Genomic DNA, 25,267 nt, shown 5'->3' with positions numbered 1-25,267 from the left:
AATTTAATAATATCATACAAAAACCGCTCTGCCATTGGTCAGAGCGGTTTTTTATTATTCAGTATATAATAATTTTATGATAAATATCAATCTTATTATTTATTTAGAACAGTTAAAAATAATATATTTGCAGAAAATTTGACTTTCATGAAAAATGTACTGATCTGTGCTTCCGCACTGGGAACAATGCTGGTTTCTGCGCAAAAAAAAGACACCATCAAATCCAATGATATTGAAGAAGTAGTTGTTAACGGAAGATATTATCAGAAGTACAAGCTGAATGAGGTTTCCGGTTCACTAAGAATTCAGACACCTATTCTTGAACTTCCGCAGAATGTACAGTCTATAAGCTCTCAGGTTCTTGCTGATCAGATGACTCTAAATATGTCTGAAGGAATTGTCCGCAACGTAAGCGGAGCAAGAAAGGTAGAGCATTGGGATAATGTATATTCCAATGTATTTATGAGAGGTGCCAGTATTGCTACCTTTATGAACGGAATGAATGTATCTTCAACCTGGGGACCAATTAACCCTGATGCATCTGTAATTGACAGAATAGAGTTTGTAAAAGGTCCAGCCGGATTTATGGGTTCTATGGGAGATCCAGCCGGATTTTATAATGTGGTAACTAAAAAACCTACCGGAAAGTTTGCCAACAGTGTACGTTTCACCACAGGAAGCTATAACCTTTTCAGAGGAGAGGCAGACCTTGACGGGGTTCTTGTGAAAGACGGAGTTTTAGATTACCGTCTTAACTTAATGGGAAGTTCCAATAATTCATGGGTGGAAAATGATAAAACAAGCAAAATTATTGTTGCTCCTTCCATTACTTTCAGACCTACAAAGACAACTACATTTACGGCACAGTACAACTACCAATACTTAAAGTTCAACCAGCCTGGAGCTTATCTGATGTCAAACGACGGATACGCTTCACTGAATGTACATACCAACTTTAATGACCCCAACTTCAAGAAAACTGAAGTAAAAGATCAGAGCTTATTCTTAAGTTTAGATCAAAAGCTTTTCAAAGACTGGATCTGGAGCACACAATATGCTTATATGGACCTGGATTATGACGGAGGATCATGGTGGGGAACTTTTGACCCTGCCAATAAAAATGTTTTCAACAGAACGCTAAGCAACTGGCAGGCGAAAGGAAAAAACCACATCTTCCAGACCTATGTGAGAGGAAAGCTTACTACAGGAAACATTGTCCATAAAATAATCGCAGGATTTGATTACGGAGACAGAAAATACAATGCTGACTTTTCATCTTTTACCGGAGGACCATTCCCTATTAATATTTATAATGTAAATTATGGGGTAGACCCTTCAAAACTTCCATCTTCTAACTTTTATACATTAAACACTTCTGCTCCGTTTTATAATGATCAGGGCGTAAAATATACTTCTTATTACGCTCAGGATCAGATTGAAATGTTCAATAATAAATTGAGATTAACATTAGCAGGAAGATATACAAGCGGTAAAACCTATTCCGCATATCCAAACCTTAGCCCAGGAACCCCTATCGTGCCGGATGAAGCAGGAGAATTTACACCAAGAGTAGGAATAAGTTATTCTATTAATGAAAACTTCTCAGCTTATGGTATCTATGATAAAACCTTCGTACCACAATCCGGAACAGGAATTAACAAAACCAAAATTACAGATCCTTTCAGAGGGCAGAATATTGAATTCGGACTGAAAAAAGACTGGTTCGGTGGAAAATGGAACTCTACTTTCGCTGTATACGAAATCAGAAGACAAAATATTCTTGTTGCGGGACCTAAAGAACAAAATGAAGGACAGCCTTTTCAGGTTGCTACAGGTGAGCAGAGAGCAAGAGGTTTTGAAACTGATATCAAAGGGGAAATCATCAAAGGGTTGAACATTATCATCAACTATGCTTATACAGATGCAAAGACCATCAAAGACACAGATCCTACAAGAATTGGAATTCAGTCTCCGGGGAATGCGAAAAATGTACAGAATACCTGGGTAAACTATAGATTTGAAAATGGTCTTATGAAAGGGTTCGGGATTTCAGCCGGTTATCAGTATCAGGGGGGAAGACAGTCCTGGTTTGGGGTGAGTGCCACAAAAGATCAAAGCTTACCGGATTATTTTGATACCAACTTCGGGGTTTCTTATGTTGCTAAAAAATTCGATGTTAACTTTATGCTGAATAATGTTCTTAACAGAAAGCTTTACAGCGGATACAGAGGAGATGGCGGTGAATATGCATGGATCTACAATGCTCCGCGTAACTGGAGAGTATCAATAGGATATAAATTTTAAAAAATAAAGGTTAGCCCCTCTTGGGGTTAACTTTTTGCTATGAGAAAAAAGCATCATCATAAAAAGAAGGTTTCTTCAACAAAAAAATGGTCCGCAAAGCTGCACTTGTGGCTGGGTTTATCTGTTGGAATCATTGTATTTATAGTCTCTCTTTCAGGGACTTTATATGTTTTTAAGGATGAAATACAGAATAGCTTACGTAAAGAAGCCATTTATCTGAAAAAAGAGGATATCGGAAAAAAGCCATTGTCTGTTAATCTGCTTCGGGAGAAAGTATCACTGGAACTTAATGAAAAGTATCCGGTAAGCGCTGTAGAAATTCCTTTGGATAAAACAAAAGCCTACCAGTTTGAATACTATGAAAAAAGCAAAAAGGGATGGAACTATTTTCAGCAGGTACGCATCAACAAGCAGGTTTATGTCAATCAGTATACCGGACAAATCCTGGCGGTTTATGATGAAAAGTATGATGTATTCAATATTTTAAAATATATCCACTGGGGACTTTTGCTTAACTCTGAATGGGGATCATACACTGTAGGAATCCCAACCGTTATTTTTGTCATTATGCTCATCACAGGAATCATTTTATGGTGGCCTAAAAACAAAAATGCAAGAAAAGGTCGTTTTTGGTTCAATTGGGAAAATGTAAAAAACTGGAAGCGGAAAAATTATGATCTTCACAATATACTGGGATTTTATGCATCATTTATCGCGCTGCTTATGAGCATTACGGGACTTTATTTTGCTTATCCTTACGTAAAAAACACTTTTACGTTTGCATTATCCGGCTCATGGGAACTTCCTAAAGAAAAAGAAAAAAAATCACCGGATTCTCTGATGGCAAAGAATGAAGCTGTTTTTGATCTGGCTGCGGCACAAACTGAAAAACTGTACGCAAAATCATCCAGCTTCAGAATTAATCTAAACGGAAAGAATAAAAAAGGAAAAGAACTGAAAACCCTTCCGGTAACAGTTTACGGACTGGATGGAAGATACAGCGAAAGAAATATTCTGACATTCGACAAATACTCCGGAAAACTACTGGCCAACAAACCTCATCACAAACTCCATACTGCCGAGAAATATTCCAACGCCAATTATGACATCCATACCGGTTCCTACTTCGGAATCATCGGAAAAGTGATCTGGTTTATAGCCGGCCTTACGTGTACATCGCTCCCTGTAACCGGATTTCTGGTTTGGTGGGGAAAAAGAAAGAAAAAAGGAAAGAAAATATAATGAAAAAAGTGCTTTTATCAGCTGCCTGTTTAGGAACTGCTACCGTTTTTGCCCAGGTAAAGGATAGTTTACAAACTCAAAATGTAGACGAGGTTATAATGACTGCTTCCAGAAAAAAGGAAAGCATAAAAGAAGTTCCCAGCTCCATCACAGTGGTAGGAGAAAAACAAATTCAGTCTCAGCTTACTGTTAATTCAGATATTACAAGCATCCTGCAGTATACCGTTCCCAGTTTAGGTACCAATTCCGGACAGACTTCCAACACCGGACAGACCTTGAGAGGACGTCAGGTTCTGGTTTTGATTGATGGAATTCCGCAGTCTACTCCACTTCGTAACGGAGCAAGAGATTTACGAACTATTGATCCTTCAGCGATTGAAAGAATTGAGGTGATCAAAGGAGCTTCTTCCATCTATGGTAACGGAGCAGACGGAGGGATCATCAATTATATTACAAAAAGAAGCAAAACAGATAAAAAAATCTCCGGAATTTCACAGATCGGTCTTACCGGACAGCCTTATGGAGGAACTTTAGGAGTAAGAGCCAGTCAGCTTTTATCCGGAAAGATCAACAAATTCGACTATACTCTTTCCCTAGCTTACGAAAGAACAGGATATACAAAAGACGGAGACGGCGTTTTAATAAGCCCCACCTACAGCATTGCGAAGATGGATAACTACAACGGATTGCTGAAAATAGGTTATGATATTAACGAAAATCAAAGAGTCGAAGCGTCTTACATTGGTTATTCTTCAAGATCAGACCTGAATGTAGGATTAAAAACAGGAAAATACGGCATCACGCCAACCATTGGTGAAGGAATTGGAAAAGGATTGGAAACCACTCCCCAGGGAACTCCAAAAAACCACAATATCCGAGTGAGCTATGACAACAAGAACCTGTTTGCAGGAACTTCTTTGAATATCAACCTTTACTATCAGGATTTTAAAACCGTTTACGGATATAGTGACACCTTTTTCAATGGCGGACAGTCTAATGTCATTTCAAAAAAGGCAGGAGCAAGATTCAATTTTGATACCCAGCTTTGGAATTCAGCCAATTCTCAGGGTGAAATTATCTATGGAGCTGATATTCTGAATGATGAAACCGTACAAAAGCTGGAAGACGGACGTTTCTGGACGTCCAATATGAATATGACCAATATTGCGCCTTTTGTATTGGCAAAAATTGATCTGTTTAAAAAATTAACCCTTAAAGGAGGACTCCGTTACGAGAACATCAAAGTAAACGTTGACGATTTCAATACGCTTTCCACTCTTAAAAGTGATGGAACTTTTACCAAAAGTATTCCTGTTGCAGGTGGAAAACTGAACTACAATGCACTGGTAGGAAATATTGGTATCCGCTATAATATTGAGCCTTATATCAACCTCTTTGGAAGCTTCTCTCAGGCCTACTCTATCAATGAATTAGGAAGAATTTTAAGAACCTCAACCTCTGAAACTATCAAAAACCTGGAAACAAAACCCATCATCGTAAACAATTACGAATTGGGGGCAACAGGGCAGCTTTCCGGCTGGCTGAACTATGAATTAACCTCTTATGTGAGTACATCTAAACTTGGCGCATCATTCGTACAGAGTCCGGACAGAGCATTAATGATTCAGAGATCTCCGGAAATCGTGTATGGAGTGGAAGGATTTTTACACTTTACCCCTGCAAAATGGATTCAGTTTGGAGGAAGCTACAGCTGGATGGAAGGAATTACTTCTGTAAAAGATGACGGTGATTATTCAACAAAAATCAACAACAGCAGAATTTCTGCCCCTAAAGTATTGGCATATGTTCAGGCCAGACCTATCCCTGCTCTATCTGTTGGTCTTGATATGCTTCACTCTTTCCAGCAAAACAGATTCGAGCCTAATGCAAAAACGGGATTATATGCTTACGGTGAAGGATATGTACCGGAATATACTGTCTTTAACTTCAAATCAAGTTATGAAGTCAGCAACAACTGGAGACTGTCATTAGGTATTGAAAACCTTTTCAATAAAGTGTATCAACCTGCTATCTCATGGTGGACATCAAGAGACAGTGACTTCACGAATGCTCTTGGATTGAGGGGAACATTCATGATCGAATACAAATTTTAATTAATCTAAATAAAAAGTAAAACATACCTTTGCTTTACTTTTACTGTTATATGAAGAAAAACCATCATCATAAAAAGAAACCGGGCTTTATCAAAAAATGGTCCGCTAAACTGCACCTTTGGTTTGGATTGGGAATAGGATTTCTGATTTTTATTATCTCTGTTACCGGAGCATTGTACGTTTTTAAGGATGAAGTGGAAAACATTACCCGAAAAGATGTCATCTACCACCACGAGCAAAATATTGAGCAGAAAAAGGTGCTTCCTATCAGAGTGATGGAAAAAGCTGTTGCGGAACAGGTAAAAGAAAAATATCCTATCCACTGGGTAAATGTTCCTATTGACAAAAAGATGTCCTATATGTTCTTCTGGTATGAACACAATACCGATGCCTGGAATTATTTTGATGAATTTCCTATTTATAAACAGGCTTATGTAAACCCTTACACCGGTAAAGTATTAAGAATTTATGATGAAAAAAACGGCTTCTTCAACATTGTAAAAATGATCCACTGGAGCTACCTTTTGAAACAGGACTGGGGAACTTATGTAGTAGGAATTCCTGTTATCATTTTTATCATCATGCTGATCTCGGGGATTATCCTCTGGTGGCCAAAGAACAAAGCAGCAAGAAAACAGCGATTTGCCTTCAAATGGAAAAATATCAAAGGCTGGAAACGAAAGAACTACGACCTCCATAATGTCTTAGGATTTTACGCGTCTATTTTCGCTTTAATTTTCTCTATTACAGGGCTTTTCTATGCATTTTTTGTAGTTCAGGCAATGATCTATGTGATCTTTTCCGGCGGAGAAACCAAGTATCCGGACTTCTCACACATTAAAACAAAAGCTCCTATTGAAATGAGAACGGAAGGAACACTGGATAAAATCATCAATACAGTAGAAACAAAATATCCGGATTCCTATGGTTTTGCCATAGACTTAGGACATCCCCATATGGATGATCACGAGCATCCCAACTTTGAGGTGTATGTAAAACACCTTTCTTATTCTTACCATAAAAGCAGCAGCTTAATCTTTGACGAAAACTCTGGAGAATTGCTGCATACTCATGATCCAAAAGACAAAAACTTCGGAGAAAAGGTAGTAAACGCCAATTATGATATTCACGTAGGTGCCATTCTGGGACTTCCTACCAAGATCATTGCTTTTATCGTAAGCATTATCTGCGCTTCTCTTCCGGTTACCGGATTTATGATCTGGTGGGGAAGAAAAAAGAAAAAAACAATAAAAACAACTTAAAGTATTAAATAAAACCCAGTTAATAATCCATTAATACAATCTTTTTTATAATTTTAGCACCTAGAATTTAATAATAGAAATGTCATTAATAGATTTATCAAAACAAGTTGCCCTTGGAGTTGACATCGGCGGAACCAATACTAAATTCGGAATTGTAAATCACCGTGGTGAAGTTCTGGATAAAGGAAATCTGAAAACTGATGCCTATGACAAAGTGGAAGATTTCATCGATGCTTTATATGAACATGTTCACCCAATGATGGAAAAATATGGTACTGAAGCACACTTTGACGGAATCGGAGTAGGCGCACCGAACGCCAACTATTACAAAGGAACTATAGAACTTGCCCCTAATCTTCCATGGAAAGGTGTTATTCCTTTCACTGAGTTAATGACGGCAAAATTCAATCTGCCTTGTACCGTGACCAATGATGCCAATGCTGCTGCACTGGGAGAGATGCTTTTCGGAGCTGCAAGAGGAATGAAAGATTTCATTATGATTACCCTTGGAACAGGTGTAGGCAGTGGAATTATCGCTAATGGGAGCTTAATCTACGGACATGACGGGTTTGCCGGAGAACTGGGCCATACCATTGTAAAGCCGGGCGGTAGAAAACACTGGAGTACAGGTTCTGAAGGAAGTCTTGAAGCCTATGCATCTGCTACGGGAATCACCATCACAGCAAAGAAAATGAGAGCGGAATTCCCGGAATCAATGCTGAACCAATACCCTGAAGACGAGATCAATTCTAAAACAGTATATGAATGTGCTATCAAGGAAGATCCTATTGCGATTGAAGTTTTCAGATATACAGGTCAGAAACTGGGAGAAGCATTAGCCAATTTTGTAATGTTCTCTTCGCCTGAAGCTATTCTTCTGTTCGGAGGAGTAATTAAAGCAGGAGATTTTATTTTAAAGCCTGCTAAACTTCATATGGAAAGAAACCTTCTTCCAATCTTCAGAAATAAAGTAAAGCTCGTATTCAGTGAGCTTGACGAAGCTGATGCTGCTATTCTTGGAGCGAGTGCTTTGGTTTGGGAAAAATAACTGAAAGCCTTTTAAATAATATAGAGCACCTTTTTTAGGGTGCTTTTGTTTTTTGACCACAGATTGCGCAGATTTTCACAGATGATTGCGTTTTATTTTCCTTGTGTTATTCGTGAAAAACATTCGTGTTATTTGTGTTTAATATTAAAATGCTTCGACTAAGCTCAGCATGACATTGCTAATACTAACCGCTTTAAAATACTTTGTGGTAATTAAATGCAAGAAATTGCATCCTTATTTTCCTTGTGTTATTTGTGAAAAACATTCGTGTTATTTATGTTTAAAATTAAAATGCTTCGACTAAGCTCAGCATGACATTGCTAATACTAACTGCTTTAAAATACTTTGTGGTAATTAAATGCAAGAAATTGCATCATTATTTTCCTTGTGTTATTTGTGAAAAGCATTCGTGTTATTTGTGTTTAAAATCATTTGCTACATCTATCATTGCAATTTAAGTTTAAGACGTAAAAGCATGTTCAAATGAAAAAGTTTTTCATATTTTTGATCAGCTTTTTCCGGATCTGGAAAAGTTCATAAAACAATATAATTACCAAAAATGGATAACAATAATTTAGAACAGATTACTTTCGGAGGCGGATGTTTCTGGTGTGTGGAAAGCTGTTTCAATATGCTGAAAGGAGTACAATCTGCTATTTCAGGATATTCTGGTGGACATAAAGATAACCCGACGTATCAGGAGGTTTGCACTGGAGAGACGGGACATGCAGAAGTAGTACAGATCACTTACGATCCTGCTGTTATTTCCTACGAACAGCTGATGGATGTATTTTTCTTCCTTCATGATCCTACTCAATTAAACAGACAGGGGAACGACATCGGAACCCAATACCGCTCTGTTATCTACTATAAAGATGATGCAGAGAAAGCAAAGGCCGAAAAAGCCATCAAAGTATCTCAGGATTCAGGAAGATGGACAGGAACTTATGTAACGGAATTAACGAAATTCGACAAATTCTGGCCTGCAGAACAGTACCATCAGGGATATTATAACGAAAACCCAACACAGCCTTACTGCAGCGCAGTAGTAGGCCCTAAAATCCAGAAGTTTAAAAAACACTTTGGAGAATTGGGAATGCTGGATGCAGAGTAATACAAAGCGGAGAGAAATCTTCGCTTTTTTATTAATATGCGGGAACTTCTTTATGAAACGATGGCCCGGCATATTTCCCAATAATATAAGGCGTGGAAGACCTCAATTCTCTTCCTGTATCAGGATCTACTCCATCCATCGTAAAAAACTCAACATTTCCGTTAAACTTGGAATACCAGGTTTTCCCCATTGCATTTCCTACTGTAAGAGTATCTTTTCTGGTAATTCTTTTAAAATACTTTATCTGAACAGTGTCTTTAGGAATAAGATTAAGCAAAGGATTTTTGTCTTCACAATTGGCAAGCTTATATTCACTTTTATCCCAAAACATGCAATCTTTATCTACTGTCATAGCCCCGAAAAAGCCAAGACCACTCTGAATTTTATCATTTCCTTTGGGCAACTTATAATTTCCTAATAAAACACTTCCTATAAGAATTATACCTGTAATGCCTAATCCATTTTTCTTTATGAATTCAGGTAGATTAAAATACTGAGTAATAATAATTCTAATACCTTTTCCAAACAACTCCTCATTATCGTCAACATCTATTTTCACTGTAGTTGACTTTTCTTTTTCCTCTTTCTTAATAAATGTATTGGAAAAATGAGCAAAGTCTACATAGCCTACATACTCGCTAAGCTTATTCAGAATTTTTATGTCCTTTATATTGGGTTCACTACTATCCCGTATGCAAGCATCATAATACCGAACAAATGTCTTCTCGTTAATTATAAAATTCAACTTTTTTTCAAAATGGTCAACAAGTTCTTTACACCAACCATTTTTAGTGTTTTCAGCAGGGAAGTCTTTTCTTGCCTTCTCAAATACCTCATGAATTAGCAGTTTTTTCTTGGACATATCTCGTTTTTTCTGTCTTTACAAAATAGGCGATTATCTATCATACCACATTACGGATTCCCATAAAGCCTCCGCTGTCCATTTCGTGTCTACAGATGTCCGAAACGTGTCTAACACCTGCGCCATGTTTTGTCGCACCTTTGCTACAGAGATCAGTGAGATACAAAACATTACAAAAACAAATTTACAAAACTGATTTCAAAATCACCAGATAAAACGGAGGAAAACTCCGGGTTGGGAAGCAGATGTTTCTCCTCCGTTTTTGAAGGTTCACTTCCCTAAAAAATTAAGAAGCGCTTCGAAATTTTAATCGTGTACTGCTCGGGATTAAACCCTCGAGAGGAAGAAAATTTTTCAAAATCTTAAAACTTTTTAGGCAATGATACAGTTCATTCTAATGCTACTAGGGCTAGCATTTTCAAATAATAACGCAAATACAGTAACAACAACTGATAACAACCTAACACCAGGGACAGTACAGGTTCAAAATAGTCCCGCAGACCCGGGTGACTCTACTGGAGGAGATACTGGAGGGGAAACAGGACAAACTCCTCCTCCAAAAAAATAATAATTAAGGCGAAAGATCTAATTCTTTCGCTTTTTTCATTATTTTTAACATAAAAACTAATTGAAAAATATTACCTTTTTAATATTAATTACAGTTTTATTTTCATGTAATAAAAACACCAGAAATAAAGCAGATGAAATAGACTATAATATGGCTTACGAGTATTTAGATGCCTCAGAAAAGGATAGTGCCTTTAAATACTTCAATAGAGCTAAAGATTACTTTATTCAGAATAACAACAATTCGCTTGCAGGTAATTGCCTCGTAAATATGGCCATTATACAGAATGGCTATGGAGATTATTATGGTAGTCAAGAAACAGGTCTTTCTGCAATTAAATATTTAAACAAAAAAGAAGATTCTTATGAGCTTTCCTCTAATTATAATAGCTTAGGTATCGCTTTTCAAAACCTTAAAGAATATAATAAGGCTGCAAAGTTTTATAGTCTTGCTGCAAAATTTTCGCAAAATACTGTAGATAGTCTAACTCATCTAAATAATAAAGCTGTTGCTTTCAGCTATTCAAAAAAATTTGATTCTGCAATTAGTCTTTTTAATAAAATTCTTAATTATTCAGATTTAAAAAAGTACCCCATTCTTTATTCAAAAGTTTATGATAATAAAGCCTACTTCAAATTTCTTCAAGATAAAAATTATAATGCTGAACAAGAGTTATTAGATGCATTAAAAGTTAGAGACAGCATAAAAGATAATTGGGGATTAATTGCTTCTTACTCACATTTAACAGAATATTTTGAACTTAAAAACCCACAAAGAGCACTGTCTTATGCAAATAATATGCTTCATTTCGCCTTAATAAACAAAAGTCCAGATGACAGATTAAGTGCATTAAGGAAAATTATTTCTTTAGAAAATCCAGAAAAAGCAAAAGTTTATTTCAAAAATCATCAGAACCTATCTGATAGTTTACAAACATCTCGTAATAAATCTAAAAATCAGTTTGCGTTCGAAAGGTATGATTCTGAAAAACTCAAAAGAGAAAATACTGAAAAAGAAATTCAACTATTATATCGAAATATTAGTATAAGTGCTTTATTCTTAGCTTTAATTGGAATCTTTTTTTGGATTAGAAGAAGAAAGAAAAGAATAGAGCAAGAAAAAGAATTGCTAAAACAAGAAAAAGAAATCGAAGTAAAAAACACTCAGCTTAAATTGTCTAAAAAAGTTCATGATGTAGTTGCTAATGGGCTTTATCACATGATGATAGATGTTCAGAATAATCCCGAAATGGACAAAACAAGAATTCTTAACAATATTGAAAAAATGTATGAAGAGTCCAGAGATATTTCTCATGAGAGTATTGCAGAAAAAGATTTTGCACTACGCTTTATCAATATGATAACATCCTACTCTTCCAATGAACAAAAAGTTTTACCGGTTGGTTATAAAGAAAGTGTCTGGGAAAACATTTCTTATAATACCCAACTTGAGCTTTATTATGTTTTGCGAGAGATTCTTGTGAATATGAAAAAACACAGTCAGGCAAAATTAGCTTCAGTAAAATTTGAAAAAGACAATGACAAACTGAAAATAAAATACACAGACAACGGTATAGGAATTAATAATTTAGCCCAACAAAAAGGAACAGGCATCCATAATACGGAAAACCGTATTGAAAGCATCGGAGGAGATATTACTTTTGAAAAAAATCCTGCAGGTGGATTAATTATTCGAATAACCATTCCAATACAATCAAAATATGTTTAAAAAAGTCCTTATAGCCGAAGATCACGAAGTCAGAAATCTGGGAGTAGTCAATACCCTTACAGAATTACAAATTCAAAATTTTGATTTTGTCAATTATTGTGATGAAGCATTACAAAAAATAAAAATGGCGGTTACAAACAATTCTTCATATGATTTATTGATTACAGACTTGTCTTTTGATAAAGATCATATAGAGCAAAAAATCAATTCCGGACAAAAATTAATCGAAGAAGTAAAAAAAATTCAGCCGAATTTGAAAATTATCGCTTTTTCTATAGAAAAGAAACCCAAAATAATTGATGATCTGTTTAAAGTACATAGCATCAATGGCTTTGTAAGCAAAGGGAGAAATGACGGTAAAGATCTCAGAAGTACGATCAAAAAAGTTTTTTCCGGCGAAATAGTTATTCCGCAGGAAATTTTAAATTCTATACGAAACACTTCTTTTGAGTTTACAGAATATGATGTTAACCTTATTGAGCTCCTTGCCAAAGGATGGAAACAAAGTGAAATTGAACAATATTTTAAAGAAAAGAAAATAACCCCGGATAGTAAAAGCGCTATAGAAAAAAGATTAAATGATCTTCGCTTTGAACTCGGTGCCAAGAACAATATAGAACTAATTGTCATCTGCAAAGACCTTGGCATTATATAACTACTTCACTTTTAATACGAGTAACCTTTCAGTATTTCTGGAAGGTTTTTTTATTAAATAATCCTCTTTACGGTTTTCCGTAATCAACCAGAATTTAATGCTCATATTTTTGGAGTGTTAAACCAATAAAAATTTTTACAATGGAAAGAAAACCATTAGGAACAAAAGCGAAGACAGGAGAAAATTGTCCTGAATCTGGAGTTTGGAAAGTCGTTGGAAATCCTTCTACAACAGCTCCAATTTCAAAAGGAAATAGAATGCCTCCTTATGATGGTAAAGCTGTTACTTGGGAATTAATTCAGTACGCTTAACAAGTCTTTATTTCCAGTGATTATTAACAAAAAATGATCACTGGATTATCTAATAAATAAAATCAATCATGGGAAAATTCATCATCACACAAAGAGTCAACAACGAATATCAGTTTAATCTGAAGGCGGGAAATGGCGAAATTATTTTAACAAGCGAGGGATATGTTCAGAAAGCATCTTGTCAAAAAGGAATCGAATCTGTAAAAGTTAATTCACAGGATCTTTCAAGATACGAAAGAAGAGTAGCGAAAAACGGAAAAGATTATTTCGTGTTAAAAGCAAGAAACGGTGAAATTATTGGGAACAGCCAAATGTACAGTTCAAAATCAGGACTGGAAAACGGTATTGCTTCCGTAAAATTAAATGCTCCAACAGCAGAAATAGTTGATGAAACTTAAAAAAAATAATACGATGGATCTTAAAATTAAACTGGATCAATTGCATCAGAAAGTAATTGGACTGAAGGAACAGATAGGAACGGAAGAAGCTACAAAAAATGCTTTCGTAATGCCTTTCATACAAATCCTTGGTTATGATATCTTCAACCCTACGGAAGTTGTTCCCGAACATGTTTGTGACATTGGAACGAAAAAAGGAGAAAAAGTGGATTATGTTATCAAAAATAATGATGAACCCATCTTCATTATCGAATGTAAACATTGGAAAGAAAGCGCAGATGCCCATAATTCACAGCTTCACAGGTATTATCATGTTTCGAAAACGAGATTCGGAGTTTTGACCAATGGTATCGTATATAACTTTTATACAGATCTGGAAAAACCTAATATTATGGATGAAAAACCGTTTTTTACCATCAATATTGAAGATCTGAAAGACAGTTCCATCAAAATTCTTGAAAATTTCACCAAGAAAGATTATAATTTGGAGAATATTCTTGATTCTGCAGAAGCATTAAAATACATCAAAGCCATCAGAAAAGAATTCGAAAAAGAAATCGAAAACCCATCTGACGAACTGGTAAAACTTCTGGTGAACCGTTTCTTTGAAAAGCCTTTAACAGCCAACAGAATGATTTCTTTCAAAGAATATGCTAAAAAAGCTTTAACGACTTCTATTAACGAATCCATCAGCTTCCGGTTAAAATCTGCATTGAGCATCAATGAACAAATAGAAAAAAGAGAAGACGATGTGAAAACATCACAACCCATTGATGAGAATAACGATTCCAAAATTGTAACAACGGAAGAAGAATTGGAAGGATTTCAAATTGTAAAAGCAATTCTGAGAGAGAAAATTGCTTCTTCCAGAATTGCTTACAGGGATACACTTTCATATTTCGGAGTTTTGTTGGATGATAACAACAGAAAACCAATTTGCAGGCTGCACTTTAATACAGCGAACAAATATTTAGAAACATTTCATAACGGAAAAGAAGCCGGAGAAAAGGTTTTACTAAATACTCTGGATGAGATCTACAATTATAGAGATCAGCTTCATAAGACTCTGGAAAACTATTCATAAAACTAATAGTCATGAAAAAATTAATCCCTTTCATTATACTGATACTGACCTTTAGCTTATTTCTTTTAAATTCTTGTTTTAAAGCCAATGACAGCATAGCAGGCCATGGTGGAAGATGTACAGGTTCTGCTTATTGCACTGCATGTTCCAATTGCTCAAGATGCGGGCATTGCAGTGGTGGTGGAACGTGTGGGGTTTGTGGAGGAGGCTCTTCAGGAAGAAGTTCTTCATCAGGCAGATCCAGTAAAAGAGGTGAATCTGAAAAATACAAGCCTTCTGATTCTTATAAATCCCAAAAAGCAAAACCCAGTAAACCACCAAAAGTTTTTATTGATGAGGTTAATGTTAATATTAATTCCAACAACAGATACATTGCAGGGATAGAAGCCACAAATATTTATGAGAAGCCATCCTTAAAATCTAAAATAATAACAACAGTGCCTAAAAAAGCCAAACTGATTCAACTTTCCAAAGAAGGCTCGTGGTACAAAGTACAAGTTAAATCAAATGGAAAACAAGGATATGTTTATTATAAAGATGTAAAATAATCAAAACAAAATAATATGAACTTAAAGAATTTTTTAAATGAAGAACAGGATCCTCAAGCTGTTGAAAAGCTTTTAGGAAGAATCAACAGCCTTCTAACCTCACAAGAAACTGTGGAATATATAGCTGTTCAAAAAAAACCTGTAATTAATTTATCTCCCGATTGTATTGCCCTAACGAACAGAAGAATCATTTTCTGCAGACCGAAAAACTTTGGCTTATCCATGGATTTTCAGGACTACAACTGGGTAGATATAGCCGATTGCCACATCAAAGAAGGGATTGTTGGTGCTACATTCATCATGAGAACAACAAACAGCTTTACCAATATGATGGATTATTTGCCTAAAAACCAAGCCAGAAAATTATACCAGTTTGCACAGGAAGTAGAAGAAAGAATGCGTGGTGTAAGAAGAGAAAAAAATCTTGAAACTTTGAGAGCTTCAGCAGGAGGAGTTACTGTGAACAATGCTACTCCTATTATCACACAACCACAACAATTTCAGGAGGAAAAAAAACCATTGTTAATAGAAAATGAAGATCCTTTTGCCTTATTGCAGAAGTTAAAAGACCTAAAGGAAAACGGAATCATTTCTCCTGAAGAGTTTGAAACAAAAAAGAACGAAGTTTTATCAAGAGTTTAAATTATGAAATCAAAATCCACCGCCGCATTACTTGCTTTTTTCCTGGGAGGATTAGGCATTCACAGATTTTACTTAGGTCAAAATGGTAGGGGAATACTTTATCTGGTATTCTGCTGGACTTTCATTCCTGCATTAGTTGCATTTTTTGATTTCTTCGTACTTATTTTTATGTCTGAAAACCAATTCAATTGTAAATATAATTTTAACACAGGATTTTAAACAGCATCATCATGAAACCATTTCTCACCTTCTGTGCGTTATGCTGTTTCATCGGTATTTTCAGACTTCCCATAGAATATTATACTTTCCTCAGAATTCTTATTTCCATTGGAGCTCTACTGGTCCTATACAATACGTTGAGTTCTAAACAGCATTATTTCAGTATAATTTTTCTGGTTATTTTCATTCTCTTTAATCCCGTTTTCCCTATTTATCTGTATCGGAAAAACATTTGGATTCCCATTGATATCATAACCGGAATTCTGTTCCTATTGATCAGTTTCATAGAAAGAAAAGAACAGAAAAAGGAAGAAGAAATTACCGAAGAAACCTCAGAACCTTCAATACCCATTCACCAAAGGACTGTTTCAAGAGACAGGATCATTAATCCTGAAAAAACAAAAGAATAATACCACCATGGAAAACAATCATATAACGGAAAATCTAAAAGCTCATTTTTTAAGACTGTATCAAATGGCAATCTGTGATGACGATTTCAGTGCATTAGAATTGAAAATGCTTTACAAATGTGCTGAAGAAAGAGGAATTTCATCAAAAAATTTAGATGAAATTCTTTTAAATCCAATCAATTTTAAATCATTAGTTCCCCAATCTATTGAAGAAAAAATAGATTATCTGTATGATCTCACAGTTATGATCTGGGCAGACGGAATTGTTTCCCCAAATGAATATTCTGCCATGCGAAAATACGTTCTGATGTTTGGTTTTTTGGAAGAAAATGCAACGGCAATTGTAGATTATCTCATTGAAGCCGTAAGAATCGGAAAGAACAAAAGTGAAATTTTATATGAATTAAAAAACTAATCCATCATGGACACTACCAGCATAAAAAATTTATTCAAACTCAAATCCGTTCCGATAGAACCAACACCGGAACCATTATCTAAAAACAATAACAATCCGAACGATGAATCTCCGGAAGAAACCCGAAAAAGGACCTATCATGAAACAGGCTACAGAGACAGTTCAAGAACCAACGGAAACCATTCTACTCTATCCATCTGCCTCGATGCTGTTTATTCAAAATTTCAGAATGAAGAAAAAGAAATGGTTGAAAAGCAGAAAAACCTGAAAGAATCCTATATAAACGAACAGAAAAACCGGGAAACTGAAATCAAAGCTTTATTCGTTTCACAGGAGACCAAAGAGGAACAATTAAAAACTAAAGACTCAGAAATCAAAAATTACCAACATACTATTGAAAATTTAAAGGCTGAAATTCTTGATCTTCCCAGAAACCCGGAAAAATATAATATAAAAGCGACAAGAGGTGCTTCTGCAAAATTCTGGATCGGATTTTTTCTTTTGATTCCTATCACCTTATATTTAGGAACATTCTATATATCAACTTCTTATTCGGCCTTTTTTAAAAGTTTTGATGCAAAAAGTACGATTATCCAGAGTGTTTTAGATGCACAGGCTTTCAGTAAGGCATGGAACGAAGGAGTTATTGAAGGAGCTTTTGTTACCCTTATTCCGTTTGTGTTTCTTGGATTAGGTTATTTGATTCATATGTTCTGGGAGAATAAAACGAGAGCCAACTATATCAAGCTTGGATTATTATTTATCGTAACATTTATTTTTGATTGCATTTTAGCCTACGAAATTGAATCAAAATTATATGAATTAAACAGAACCTTTAATTCTCCACCTTTTGATCTTAAGATTGCTTTTACCAAAATTCAGTTTTGGGGAATTATTTTTGCCGGATTTATTGTATACATTATCTGGGGGCTGGTTTTCGATTTTGTGATGAAAGAACATCGTGAAAAAGATAAGATTAAAAACGAACAGGAAATCAGACAGAAAAAAGTTGAATTCTTTCAGGAAAAGATTAATATTCTAAAAAAAGAAATTGAAGAAATCCTTGCCAGTATCGGAACGATAAAAGAAACCACCATTAAAACACGAGGAAGAATAGAAGAACTTCAGAATATTATCGACGGAGTAATTATTCCAACCAAAGATTACAAATTGTATGCTTCGGAATATGTACAGGGCTGGGTCACTTTTATCGGTGAGAAAATAGCCGTTTCAAAAACGGAGAAACAAACGATGATTGATGACTGTATTGCCACCTACAATACCAATTTAGAAACCGTAGGTGCTAATTCCGATAATCAGAATTTAGTGTATTTATCATCTTTATAACTGAAAAATTATGAAAAAGATATTCTATTTATTATTCATTATTTCTTTGGTTTCTTGCCGCAAAGAACCAGTGCCACCGCCTTGTACAAATTGCCCGCCGCCAGTTGACTCTAATAATATTAATCTTAGTATTTTAATTGATTTGTCAGACAGAATTGATCCTGTAACCAATCCCAATCCTACAATGCAGTATTTTCAGCGGGATACAGAATATATTAAAGCCATTGAAAAAGGTTTTTTAAACCATATTAAATCAAAAAGAATCATTACGTATGATGATCAGATGCAGATATTCTTCAATCCGGAACCTTCTGACCCTAAGATAAATGATTTCACAAAAGAGCTGAAAGTTTCTTTCAATAAAGACATTCCAAGAAGTTATTTTGATTCCGTAGATAAAAAATATGTTGAATTACCTTTAAACATTTATCAGTCTGCTATAAAAGACGGAAAATTTGTAGGCTCAGATATTTGGGAATTCTTTAAAAACAAGGTCAACGATTATTGTATAAAACAAGATAAAAGGAATATTCTGTTCATTCTGACAGACGGATATATGTATCATCAAAACACCAAGTTTGACGAAAACAAGGAAAACTCACACAAAACGTCTTATCTAACAACTAAACTTGTAAAAGCTAACAACCTAACTACCTCAAACTTCAAAGATGCCATTGAAAAAAACGGTTATGGATTTGTAAAAGCGAATGAAAATCTGAGTAATCTCGAAGTCATTGTTTTAGGAATCAATCCCGAAAAAGGAAACCCTTTTGAAGAAGCTGTTATTAAAGAGTATTGGGAAAACTGGTTTAAAGAAATGAAAATTACAAAGTATCAAATCAAATCTGCCGATCTTCCTTCCAATCTGGAGCCTATCATCTTAAAAGCGATTTCAGGAAAATAAAACAAACACAATATAATTAACTATCAAAAAAGCGAAGAAATTTATTCTCCGCTTTTTTATTTTCTTATCATTTCCGTATGCGGAATATCATCTTCCAGATATTTCTTCCCTGTATCTACAAATCCGAACCCACTGTAAAATCTTAAAAGATAATCCTGTGCAGATATTTTGATTTCAGAAGTATGAAAACGGTTTTCTATAGTTTCCACAGCATATTGTATCAATTGCTTTCCCAGGCTTTTACCTCTCGCATGCTCTGTTGTCAGAACTCTGCCGATAGAAGTTTCCTCATATTTTATGCCTTTATCAAAAACACGGCAATAGGCTAAAACCTGCCCGCCCTCTTCAGCCCAGATGTGCACTGCCTTCTGATCATAATTATCCAGATCAGGATAAGGACAGTTCTGCTCAATAACGAAAACATCAATTCGTGCCTTCAGTACTGCATATAATTCCGGAACCGTAAACTCATCAAATGTTTTAATTTTCCAGATCATATTACTACTCATCGAAGCTTATATTATTATTCTTTAAAAAATCATTGGTCTTTTGGATAAAATCAAGAATGTTATCGCCTCCCTCCTTCTTTTCTGCTGAGGTAATATACAATTCGGGAAGATCTTCCCATGTTTTATGAAGCTCGGCTTTATAGTCTTCAACGTTTTTGATAACCGCATTCGGTTTCAGTTTATCTGCCTTTGTGAAGACAATGGAAAACGGTATTCCGCTTTCACCACACCACTGGATGAATTCCAGATCAATTTTCTGCGGAGTATGTCTCACATCTACCAGAACAAAAAGGTTAACAAGATTTCTTCTGTTCAGAATATAATTGGTAATCAGCTTTTCGAAATCCTTTCGCTGAACTTTTGAAACCTTTGCATAGCCATATCCTGGTAAATCAGTAAGATACCAGTTTTCGTTCACTAAAAAATGATTGATCAGCTGGGTTTTTCCCGGGGTCTGTGATGTTTTAGCCAGATCTTTATGATTCATCATGGCATTGATCAGTGATGATTTTCCTACGTTCGATCTTCCGATAAAAGCATATTCGGGAATATTTGGTTCCGGGCATTCCTGCCATTTTCCGCTACTCTTTACAAACTCTGCTGTTTTGATAATCATTTTTTGAATGTATTTTAGAAAAATAAACCATTAAGAAAAGCTCTTAATGGTTACTTATATGTTTTAAACTTTATCTTTTATCCAGTTGTACAGGATTTCATTGAATTCATCCGGTTTTTCCATCATGGCTGCATGGCCGCATTTATCAATCCAGAATAAATCGGAATTCGGAATAAACTTGTGCATATCTTCTGCCACTTCAGGAGGAGTCACATTATCCTGTTTACCCCAGATCAGACAGGTAGGCGTCACAATCTTCGGAAGATCGTGCAGCATGTTGTGTTTAATGGCACTTCTCGCCAGCATTACCGTCTTGATTCCTTTCATTCTGTCATTCACCACTGCAAAAACTTCATCTACAAGATCTTCTGTTGCTACCTTTGGATCATAGAAAACTTCTTCCGTTTTCTTTCTGATATATGAACGGTCATTCTTTCTCGGAAAGCTGTCTCCGAAAGTCCTTTCATACAACCCGGAACTTCCTGTAAGAACAAGATTCTTTACCAGATCCGGTCTTGCCAAAGTTAAAATAAGCCCTACATGACCGCCCATTGAGTTTCCTACAATAGAGACAGGTCTCTCAATATGACTTTCTATAAACTTGATTATATATTTTGCGATAGTGGTAAGGTTGGTATTGAGTACCGGCAGATCATAGATCGGCAGCTGAGGAACATATACTTTGAAGCCTCTATCCGAAAAAAAATCTACCATTTTATCGAAATTACTCAAACCACCCATTAACCCGTGCAACAGCACCAATGGATGTCCTTCTCCCGCTTCTACATAGGAATATTTCTTTTCTTTTTTTGTACTAAATATCATAAAACGCCTTAATAAAGCCCTGCAAAAATACAAATTAAACCTCAAAAAAATTTTGATTATCCTAATTTAAGATAAAAATAATATAATATTCTCCTTTTTAACTTTTTTTTTCAAAACCTCTTTATTATGGCCTAAATAAGACTTTTAGCAAGTATCTTCATATCAGTATTTTACATTATTGAAATTCAATCTTTAATAAAACTTATTAACATTGAGTCAAAAAGTGGGAAAAAGTGGGAAATTTTGGAAATTATTATATAAATTTGTCCCAAATGAAAAATTTCATTGGGACATATGAGTGTAAAATTGACGACAAAGGCCGCTTAAAAGTTCCTTCATCTTTAATCAAACAGATGGAAAACTTCGACGATAAGGCGTTTGTAGTCAAAAGATCTGTGTTCCAACCCTGCCTGGAAGTTTACCCTATGAATGCATGGGACAAACTGATGGGCAAAATTAATAAACTGAACAGATTCATAAAAAAGAATGCTGATTTCATACGAATGTTTACAGCAGGAGTAAAAACAGTAGAGTTGGATAATGCAGGAAGATTACAGATCTCTAAAGACCTTACGGTTTTCGCAAATCTTCAGAAAGACATTGTGATTACCAGTGCAGGAGAGCTCTTTGAGATTTGGGACAAAGATGCCTATGAGAAGGTAATTGCTACCAACGAAGCTGATTTTGCAAGCCTGGCTGAAGATGTAATGGGCTCTTTCGATGAAGAATAACTGGAGTAGGTTATTAATTGATTATATAGTAAATAAAAAACACAATTAAGCATGTATCATAACCCCGTTTTGTTGAAGCAGAGTGTTGATGATTTGGTGACGAATCCTGACGGAATATATGTGGACTGCACCTTTGGAGGCGGAGGCCACTCAAGAGAAATCCTGAGCAGACTTTCCGACAAAGGGAGATTGTTCAGTTTTGATCAGGACCTGGATGCACTTAAAAATACAATTGATGACCCAAGGTTTACATTAGTGAATCAGAATTTCAGATTTCTGGAAAACTCTTTGCTGATGTATGGAGTTTCACAGGTGGATGGTGTTTTGGCAGACTTAGGCGTGTCTTCCCACCAGTTTGATGAAGCAGACAGAGGTTTCTCCACAAGAAGCAATGCTCCTTTGGATATGAGAATGAATGTAATGCAGAATCTGGATGCCAAAAGAGTGATTAATGAATATGAAGAAAGTGAACTTGCAGATCTTTTCTATCACTATGGAGAATTAAGAGAAGCAAGAAAGCTGGCGAGAGAAATTGTTCATCACAGAAAAACAAAAAGTATAGACACTACGGAAGATCTGAAAAAATTGTTCAGCTATATTCCGCCCCACAAGGTGAATAAATTCTATGCTCAGCTTTTTCAGGCGATAAGAATTGAAGTCAACCAGGAACTTGAAGTATTGAAAGAAATGCTGGTTCAGGCTTTTAATGTATTGAAACCGGAAGGAAGATTAGTGGTTATTTCTTATCACTCCTTAGAAGACCGTTTGGTAAAAAGATTCCTGAAAAACGGAATGTTTGAAGGAGAACCGGAAAGAGATATCTACGGAAATTATAAAAAGGCATTTGAATTGATAAAGAGTAAAGCAATCATTCCTGATGACCGGGAAATTGAAGAAAACTCAAGAGCAAGAAGTGCCAAGATGAGAACAGGAATTAAAGTATAAATGATAACAGATAATTGATAAATGATTTTAAAATATCGATCATCATTTATCATTAATCAATTATAAACAAAACTTTGGCAAAAAGAACAACAAATCGCCCCCAGAAAAGACTCACTTTTATAGACATTATAAAAGGAAACTTTCTGAATCGTGATGAGATCAAAATACATTATAAGTATTTTCTCTTGTTGTTTGTTCTGATGATGGCCATGATTTATACTAACCATCTCGTCAATAAAAAAATAAAAATTGTAAACGCCTTAAAGGAAGAAACAGAAGAATATAAATCACGAAACGCTTACGCCCAGAGTAAGCTGATCAAAGTAAAAATGGAATCAGAGCTGGGGAAAGAGGTTGCCCGGGATTCACTAATGACCCTGGAAAACCATCCTCACAAATTGCTAATAAAACTGGACAGTACAGATGCAAAAGCAAAATGAATACGACAATAAACGTAAGAAAACATTACGATGGGGCTACCTCTTTGCAGTGGTAGCTTTGTGCGTGTTTGTCATGTTCCTGGCAAGAATTGTAGTCCTTCAGAATACCAATGTTCAGGAAATAAAGGATGATTACATTAATAAAAACTATCGTGAAGCCACTTTAAAAGCTGCCCGCGGTAACCTTTTTGCGTCCGACGGCTCAATTCTCGCTACCACTGTAATGCGATATGACATCTATCTTGACTTCAAAACAATGAAAGACACGGTGTATTCCAACAACATCGGAGCACTTACTGATTCTCTGAGCAAAATGTTCGGAAAATCAAGAGGAGAATTCAGACAGAAGTTTGACGAGCAGAAGAAAAAGAAAAACCAGTATTATACTTTAGTAAAAGGTCTTGATTTCGATCAGTACGACAGAATCCGAAAGTTCCCGATCTTCAAAAAAGGGAAAAATAAAGGAGGATTTATCGTTGACCGAAACTATAAAAGAGAATTGGCTACTTCGGAAATCGGTGCCGGAACTATCGGTATGGATAACGGCGAGCTTAAATCCGGGCTGGAAGGTGCATTCTCAAAATATTTAACCGGAACAGACGGAAAAAGACTGGAGCAAAGAATAAATTCTTCCCAATGGAAGCCTATCGACTTCTGGAAGGTGCAGGAACCGGTAGACGGAGAAGATGTGTATACCACTTTAGACCTTAGAATTCAGGATATTGCGCACTCCGCTCTTGAGAAACAGCTGATTAATTTTGAGGCAAAACACGGGACCGTAATTGTCATGGAAGTTGAAACCGGAAAAGTACGTGCTCTTGTCAATTTAAGAAGAACAGAATCAGGAGATTACGAAGACTCTTACAACTATGCGCTGAAAGATAATATCGAACCTGGATCTACTTTTAAAACCATTTCGCTTTTAGCAGCAATGGACGACGGATTCATTGATGAAAACACAACGGTAAACGTAGGAAACGGAGTCTGGGTATATGCAAAACAGAGAATCTCTGACGGCCACGGAGGAGGAACATATGATATCAGTGATGTATTGGCAAAGTCCAGTAACGTAGGAACTTCAAAACTGATTACAAAGTATTATGCAGAAAAGCCTCAGATTTTCCTTGACCACCTGAAACGTTGGAAATTATTCGATAAAATGGATATAGAACTTCCGGGAATCACAAAACCGAAGATCGTAACTCCACAAAATAAAAGATGGAATGCAGCAACGCTGGCTTCCATTTCTTACGGGTACTCTTCCAACATCAACCTGCTGCAGCTGACAACTTTCTACAACGGAGTTGCCAATGGAGGTAAAATGCTTAAGCCCTTATTCATTGATAAAATCATGAAAGACGGAAAAGTAATGTACAGCGCAAAACCTGAAGTAATGGTAAACAAAATGGCTTCTGAAAAAGCGATTAAAATGATGACCAGCGCTTTAACCAAAGCTGTAGAAAAAGGAACAGGACGAAGTATTTTTACTCCTAACCTGAAAATGGCAGGAAAAACAGGTACTGCAAGATTTGAATACTGGCTGCCTGGCCCAATGAAATACCGTGCATCATTTGCAGGATTCTATCCGGCTGATGCCCCAAAATATACGTGCTATGTAATGATCAGTGAGCCTAATACCGCAAAAGGATTTTATGGAGGTTCCGTTTCAGCACCGGTGTTTAAAGAAATTGCAGGAAAAACATTCCTGAAAACACCTCAGAATATTGAAAAAGAAATGCTCGTAGACAAAAAGGTAAACCTGAGCAAAATGGTAGAACCTAATGTTAAAGTAGCCGTCAATGATAAGCAAATGCCTAATGTAGTAGGATTAATCGGGAAAAACGTAATCCCACAGCTGGAAAACTTAGGCTACCGTGTCGATTATAAAGGAGTAGGAAGAATTAAAGAACAATTCCCTCTGGAAGGCACAACAATCAGTAAAAACCAGAGAATTTATTTGTCTCTGCAAAATTAAAACCAAGGTTCCGGAAGGACCATTTAAACCAGAATAAGGCAAAGCCTTATT

Annotated in this window: 26 protein-coding genes; 22 read left to right on the top strand and 4 right to left on the bottom strand. The window is 35.8% G+C overall.

Annotated features, from left to right (window positions below; genetic code table 11):
• Window positions 1–147 precede the first annotated feature (147 nt).
• The 6 genes from EK417_RS18695 (at window position 148) to msrA (ending at window position 9,084) form a co-directional block, all read left to right on the top strand.
• Window positions 148–2,304 carry a TonB-dependent siderophore receptor gene (locus EK417_RS18695; protein WP_136523012.1) on the top strand — a complete coding sequence of 719 codons (2,157 nt, stop codon included), beginning with the start codon at window positions 148–150 and terminating at the stop codon, window positions 2,302–2,304.
• Between the two features lie 39 nt (window positions 2,305–2,343).
• A complete protein-coding gene (locus EK417_RS18690) occupies window positions 2,344–3,546 on the top strand; it encodes a PepSY-associated TM helix domain-containing protein (protein WP_136523011.1) in 1,203 nt (400 codons plus the stop codon).
• Window positions 3,546–5,660, top strand: a complete 2,115-nt coding sequence (locus EK417_RS18685) for a TonB-dependent receptor (RefSeq protein WP_136523010.1) — start codon at window positions 3,546–3,548, stop codon at window positions 5,658–5,660. The genes EK417_RS18690 and EK417_RS18685 overlap by 1 nt, the downstream gene beginning before the upstream one ends.
• 50 nt (window positions 5,661–5,710) lie before the next feature.
• The gene (locus EK417_RS18680) at window positions 5,711–6,922 is read left to right on the top strand and encodes a PepSY-associated TM helix domain-containing protein (RefSeq protein WP_136523009.1); all 1,212 of its coding nucleotides are present in this window, start codon (window positions 5,711–5,713) and stop codon (window positions 6,920–6,922) included.
• 79 nt (window positions 6,923–7,001) lie between these two features.
• On the top strand, window positions 7,002–7,970 hold the full coding sequence (locus tag EK417_RS18675) for an ROK family protein (RefSeq protein WP_076595292.1): 969 nt from the start codon (window positions 7,002–7,004) through the stop codon (window positions 7,968–7,970).
• A 559-nt stretch (window positions 7,971–8,529) separates the two neighbouring features.
• Window positions 8,530–9,084 carry a peptide-methionine (S)-S-oxide reductase MsrA gene (msrA, locus tag EK417_RS18670; protein ID WP_076595291.1) on the top strand — a complete coding sequence of 185 codons (555 nt, stop codon included), beginning with the start codon at window positions 8,530–8,532 and terminating at the stop codon, window positions 9,082–9,084.
• A gap of 31 nt (window positions 9,085–9,115) precedes the next feature.
• Here the strand turns inward: msrA and EK417_RS18665 are convergent, their stop codons facing one another.
• Complete coding sequence (locus EK417_RS18665; RefSeq protein ID WP_076595290.1) at window positions 9,116–9,946, bottom strand: hypothetical protein; 831 nt, start codon at window positions 9,944–9,946, stop codon at window positions 9,116–9,118.
• 628 nt (window positions 9,947–10,574) lie between these two features.
• On the opposite strand from EK417_RS18665, the gene EK417_RS18660 reads away from it, so the two are divergent.
• The 12 genes from EK417_RS18660 (at window position 10,575) to EK417_RS18610 (ending at window position 19,175) form a co-directional block, all read left to right on the top strand.
• Complete coding sequence (locus tag EK417_RS18660; RefSeq protein WP_136523008.1) at window positions 10,575–12,242, top strand: tetratricopeptide repeat-containing sensor histidine kinase; 1,668 nt, start codon at window positions 10,575–10,577, stop codon at window positions 12,240–12,242.
• Entirely contained in the window at window positions 12,235–12,897 is a 663-nt protein-coding gene (locus EK417_RS18655) for a response regulator (RefSeq protein WP_136523007.1), read from the top strand. Before EK417_RS18660 ends, EK417_RS18655 begins: the two co-directional genes overlap by 8 nt.
• A gap of 140 nt (window positions 12,898–13,037) precedes the next feature.
• On the top strand, window positions 13,038–13,208 hold the full coding sequence (locus EK417_RS21205) for a hypothetical protein (RefSeq protein WP_168802030.1): 171 nt from the start codon (window positions 13,038–13,040) through the stop codon (window positions 13,206–13,208).
• 68 nt (window positions 13,209–13,276) lie between these two features.
• Complete coding sequence (locus tag EK417_RS18650; RefSeq protein WP_136523006.1) at window positions 13,277–13,606, top strand: YegP family protein; 330 nt, start codon at window positions 13,277–13,279, stop codon at window positions 13,604–13,606.
• 13 nt (window positions 13,607–13,619) lie between these two features.
• Window positions 13,620–14,690 carry a type I restriction endonuclease gene (locus tag EK417_RS18645; RefSeq protein WP_110367491.1) on the top strand — a complete coding sequence of 357 codons (1,071 nt, stop codon included), beginning with the start codon at window positions 13,620–13,622 and terminating at the stop codon, window positions 14,688–14,690.
• 11 nt (window positions 14,691–14,701) lie between these two features.
• Window positions 14,702–15,238: an SH3 domain-containing protein gene (locus EK417_RS18640; protein WP_083688788.1), complete on the top strand. Its 537-nt coding sequence runs from the start codon at window positions 14,702–14,704 to the stop codon at window positions 15,236–15,238.
• Between the two features lie 15 nt (window positions 15,239–15,253).
• A complete protein-coding gene (locus tag EK417_RS18635) occupies window positions 15,254–15,880 on the top strand; it encodes a PH domain-containing protein (protein WP_110367489.1) in 627 nt (208 codons plus the stop codon).
• Window positions 15,881–15,883: 3 nt separating this feature from the next.
• Window positions 15,884–16,099 (top strand): TM2 domain-containing protein, encoded by a 216-nt coding sequence (locus EK417_RS18630; RefSeq protein ID WP_076595283.1) that lies wholly within the window; start codon window positions 15,884–15,886, stop codon window positions 16,097–16,099.
• A gap of 11 nt (window positions 16,100–16,110) precedes the next feature.
• Complete coding sequence (locus EK417_RS18625; protein WP_110367488.1) at window positions 16,111–16,509, top strand: DUF6804 family protein; 399 nt, start codon at window positions 16,111–16,113, stop codon at window positions 16,507–16,509.
• 7 nt (window positions 16,510–16,516) lie between these two features.
• The gene (locus tag EK417_RS18620; RefSeq protein WP_110367487.1) at window positions 16,517–16,924 is read left to right on the top strand and encodes a hypothetical protein; all 408 of its coding nucleotides are present in this window, start codon (window positions 16,517–16,519) and stop codon (window positions 16,922–16,924) included.
• A gap of 6 nt (window positions 16,925–16,930) precedes the next feature.
• A complete protein-coding gene (locus EK417_RS18615) occupies window positions 16,931–18,271 on the top strand; it encodes a DUF4200 domain-containing protein (RefSeq protein WP_136523005.1) in 1,341 nt (446 codons plus the stop codon).
• A gap of 10 nt (window positions 18,272–18,281) precedes the next feature.
• Window positions 18,282–19,175 (top strand): hypothetical protein, encoded by an 894-nt coding sequence (locus tag EK417_RS18610; protein ID WP_136523004.1) that lies wholly within the window; start codon window positions 18,282–18,284, stop codon window positions 19,173–19,175.
• 56 nt (window positions 19,176–19,231) lie between these two features.
• Here the strand turns inward: EK417_RS18610 and EK417_RS18605 are convergent, their stop codons facing one another.
• The 3 genes from EK417_RS18605 to EK417_RS18595 all read right to left on the bottom strand — a co-directional run bounded on the left by EK417_RS18605 (window position 19,232) and on the right by EK417_RS18595 (window position 21,125).
• Window positions 19,232–19,684, bottom strand: a complete 453-nt coding sequence (locus tag EK417_RS18605; RefSeq protein WP_076595278.1) for a GNAT family N-acetyltransferase — start codon at window positions 19,682–19,684, stop codon at window positions 19,232–19,234.
• Entirely contained in the window at window positions 19,677–20,300 is a 624-nt protein-coding gene (yihA, locus tag EK417_RS18600; protein ID WP_076595277.1) for a ribosome biogenesis GTP-binding protein YihA/YsxC, read from the bottom strand. The genes EK417_RS18605 and yihA overlap by 8 nt, the downstream gene beginning before the upstream one ends.
• A 63-nt stretch (window positions 20,301–20,363) precedes the next feature.
• Entirely contained in the window at window positions 20,364–21,125 is a 762-nt protein-coding gene (locus EK417_RS18595) for an alpha/beta fold hydrolase (RefSeq protein WP_136523003.1), read from the bottom strand.
• 272 nt (window positions 21,126–21,397) lie between these two features.
• On the opposite strand from EK417_RS18595, the gene mraZ reads away from it, so the two are divergent.
• The 4 genes from mraZ (at window position 21,398) to EK417_RS18575 (ending at window position 25,216) form a co-directional block, all read left to right on the top strand.
• Window positions 21,398–21,856: a division/cell wall cluster transcriptional repressor MraZ gene (gene mraZ / locus EK417_RS18590; protein WP_041461948.1), complete on the top strand. Its 459-nt coding sequence runs from the start codon at window positions 21,398–21,400 to the stop codon at window positions 21,854–21,856.
• 51 nt (window positions 21,857–21,907) lie between these two features.
• On the top strand, window positions 21,908–22,801 hold the full coding sequence (gene rsmH, locus EK417_RS18585; RefSeq protein ID WP_076595275.1) for a 16S rRNA (cytosine(1402)-N(4))-methyltransferase RsmH: 894 nt from the start codon (window positions 21,908–21,910) through the stop codon (window positions 22,799–22,801).
• Between the two features lie 74 nt (window positions 22,802–22,875).
• A complete protein-coding gene (locus EK417_RS18580; RefSeq protein ID WP_002981890.1) occupies window positions 22,876–23,241 on the top strand; it encodes an FtsL-like putative cell division protein in 366 nt (121 codons plus the stop codon).
• Window positions 23,225–25,216 (top strand): penicillin-binding transpeptidase domain-containing protein, encoded by a 1,992-nt coding sequence (locus EK417_RS18575; RefSeq protein WP_110367484.1) that lies wholly within the window; start codon window positions 23,225–23,227, stop codon window positions 25,214–25,216. Before EK417_RS18580 ends, EK417_RS18575 begins: the two co-directional genes overlap by 17 nt.
• Window positions 25,217–25,267 lie beyond the last annotated feature (51 nt).

It is taken from the genome of Chryseobacterium candidae (genome assembly GCF_004916905.1).
In the GTDB taxonomy this organism is placed as follows: Bacteria; Bacteroidota; Bacteroidia; order Flavobacteriales; family Weeksellaceae; genus Chryseobacterium; species Chryseobacterium candidae.
This window is presented reverse-complemented; position numbering and strand designations above follow the sequence as displayed.

Bases quoted from the DNA above. Each gene is read 5' to 3' on its own strand.
- EK417_RS18695 (WP_136523012.1), top strand. From the start codon at position 148: ATGAAAAATGTACTGATCTGTGCTTCCGCACTGGGAACAATGCTGGTT.
- EK417_RS18690 (WP_136523011.1), top strand. From the start codon at position 2,344: ATGAGAAAAAAGCATCATCATAAAAAGAAGGTTTCTTCAACAAAAAAA.
- EK417_RS18685 (WP_136523010.1), top strand. From the start codon at position 3,546: ATGAAAAAAGTGCTTTTATCAGCTGCCTGTTTAGGAACTGCTACCGTT.
- EK417_RS18680 (WP_136523009.1), top strand. From the start codon at position 5,711: ATGAAGAAAAACCATCATCATAAAAAGAAACCGGGCTTTATCAAAAAA.
- EK417_RS18675 (WP_076595292.1), top strand. From the start codon at position 7,002: ATGTCATTAATAGATTTATCAAAACAAGTTGCCCTTGGAGTTGACATC.
- msrA (WP_076595291.1), top strand. From the start codon at position 8,530: ATGGATAACAATAATTTAGAACAGATTACTTTCGGAGGCGGATGTTTC.
- EK417_RS18665 (WP_076595290.1), bottom strand. From the start codon at position 9,946: ATGTCCAAGAAAAAACTGCTAATTCATGAGGTATTTGAGAAGGCAAGA.
- EK417_RS18655 (WP_136523007.1), top strand. From the start codon at position 12,235: ATGTTTAAAAAAGTCCTTATAGCCGAAGATCACGAAGTCAGAAATCTG.
- EK417_RS21205 (WP_168802030.1), top strand. From the start codon at position 13,038: ATGGAAAGAAAACCATTAGGAACAAAAGCGAAGACAGGAGAAAATTGT.
- EK417_RS18650 (WP_136523006.1), top strand. From the start codon at position 13,277: ATGGGAAAATTCATCATCACACAAAGAGTCAACAACGAATATCAGTTT.
- EK417_RS18645 (WP_110367491.1), top strand. From the start codon at position 13,620: ATGGATCTTAAAATTAAACTGGATCAATTGCATCAGAAAGTAATTGGA.
- EK417_RS18640 (WP_083688788.1), top strand. From the start codon at position 14,702: ATGAAAAAATTAATCCCTTTCATTATACTGATACTGACCTTTAGCTTA.
- EK417_RS18635 (WP_110367489.1), top strand. From the start codon at position 15,254: ATGAACTTAAAGAATTTTTTAAATGAAGAACAGGATCCTCAAGCTGTT.
- EK417_RS18630 (WP_076595283.1), top strand. From the start codon at position 15,884: ATGAAATCAAAATCCACCGCCGCATTACTTGCTTTTTTCCTGGGAGGA.
- EK417_RS18625 (WP_110367488.1), top strand. From the start codon at position 16,111: ATGAAACCATTTCTCACCTTCTGTGCGTTATGCTGTTTCATCGGTATT.
- EK417_RS18620 (WP_110367487.1), top strand. From the start codon at position 16,517: ATGGAAAACAATCATATAACGGAAAATCTAAAAGCTCATTTTTTAAGA.
- EK417_RS18615 (WP_136523005.1), top strand. From the start codon at position 16,931: ATGGACACTACCAGCATAAAAAATTTATTCAAACTCAAATCCGTTCCG.
- EK417_RS18610 (WP_136523004.1), top strand. From the start codon at position 18,282: ATGAAAAAGATATTCTATTTATTATTCATTATTTCTTTGGTTTCTTGC.
- EK417_RS18605 (WP_076595278.1), bottom strand. From the start codon at position 19,684: ATGAGTAGTAATATGATCTGGAAAATTAAAACATTTGATGAGTTTACG.
- yihA (WP_076595277.1), bottom strand. From the start codon at position 20,300: ATGATTATCAAAACAGCAGAGTTTGTAAAGAGTAGCGGAAAATGGCAG.
- EK417_RS18595 (WP_136523003.1), bottom strand. From the start codon at position 21,125: ATGATATTTAGTACAAAAAAAGAAAAGAAATATTCCTATGTAGAAGCG.
- mraZ (WP_041461948.1), top strand. From the start codon at position 21,398: ATGAAAAATTTCATTGGGACATATGAGTGTAAAATTGACGACAAAGGC.
- rsmH (WP_076595275.1), top strand. From the start codon at position 21,908: ATGTATCATAACCCCGTTTTGTTGAAGCAGAGTGTTGATGATTTGGTG.
- EK417_RS18575 (WP_110367484.1), top strand. From the start codon at position 23,225: ATGCAAAAGCAAAATGAATACGACAATAAACGTAAGAAAACATTACGA.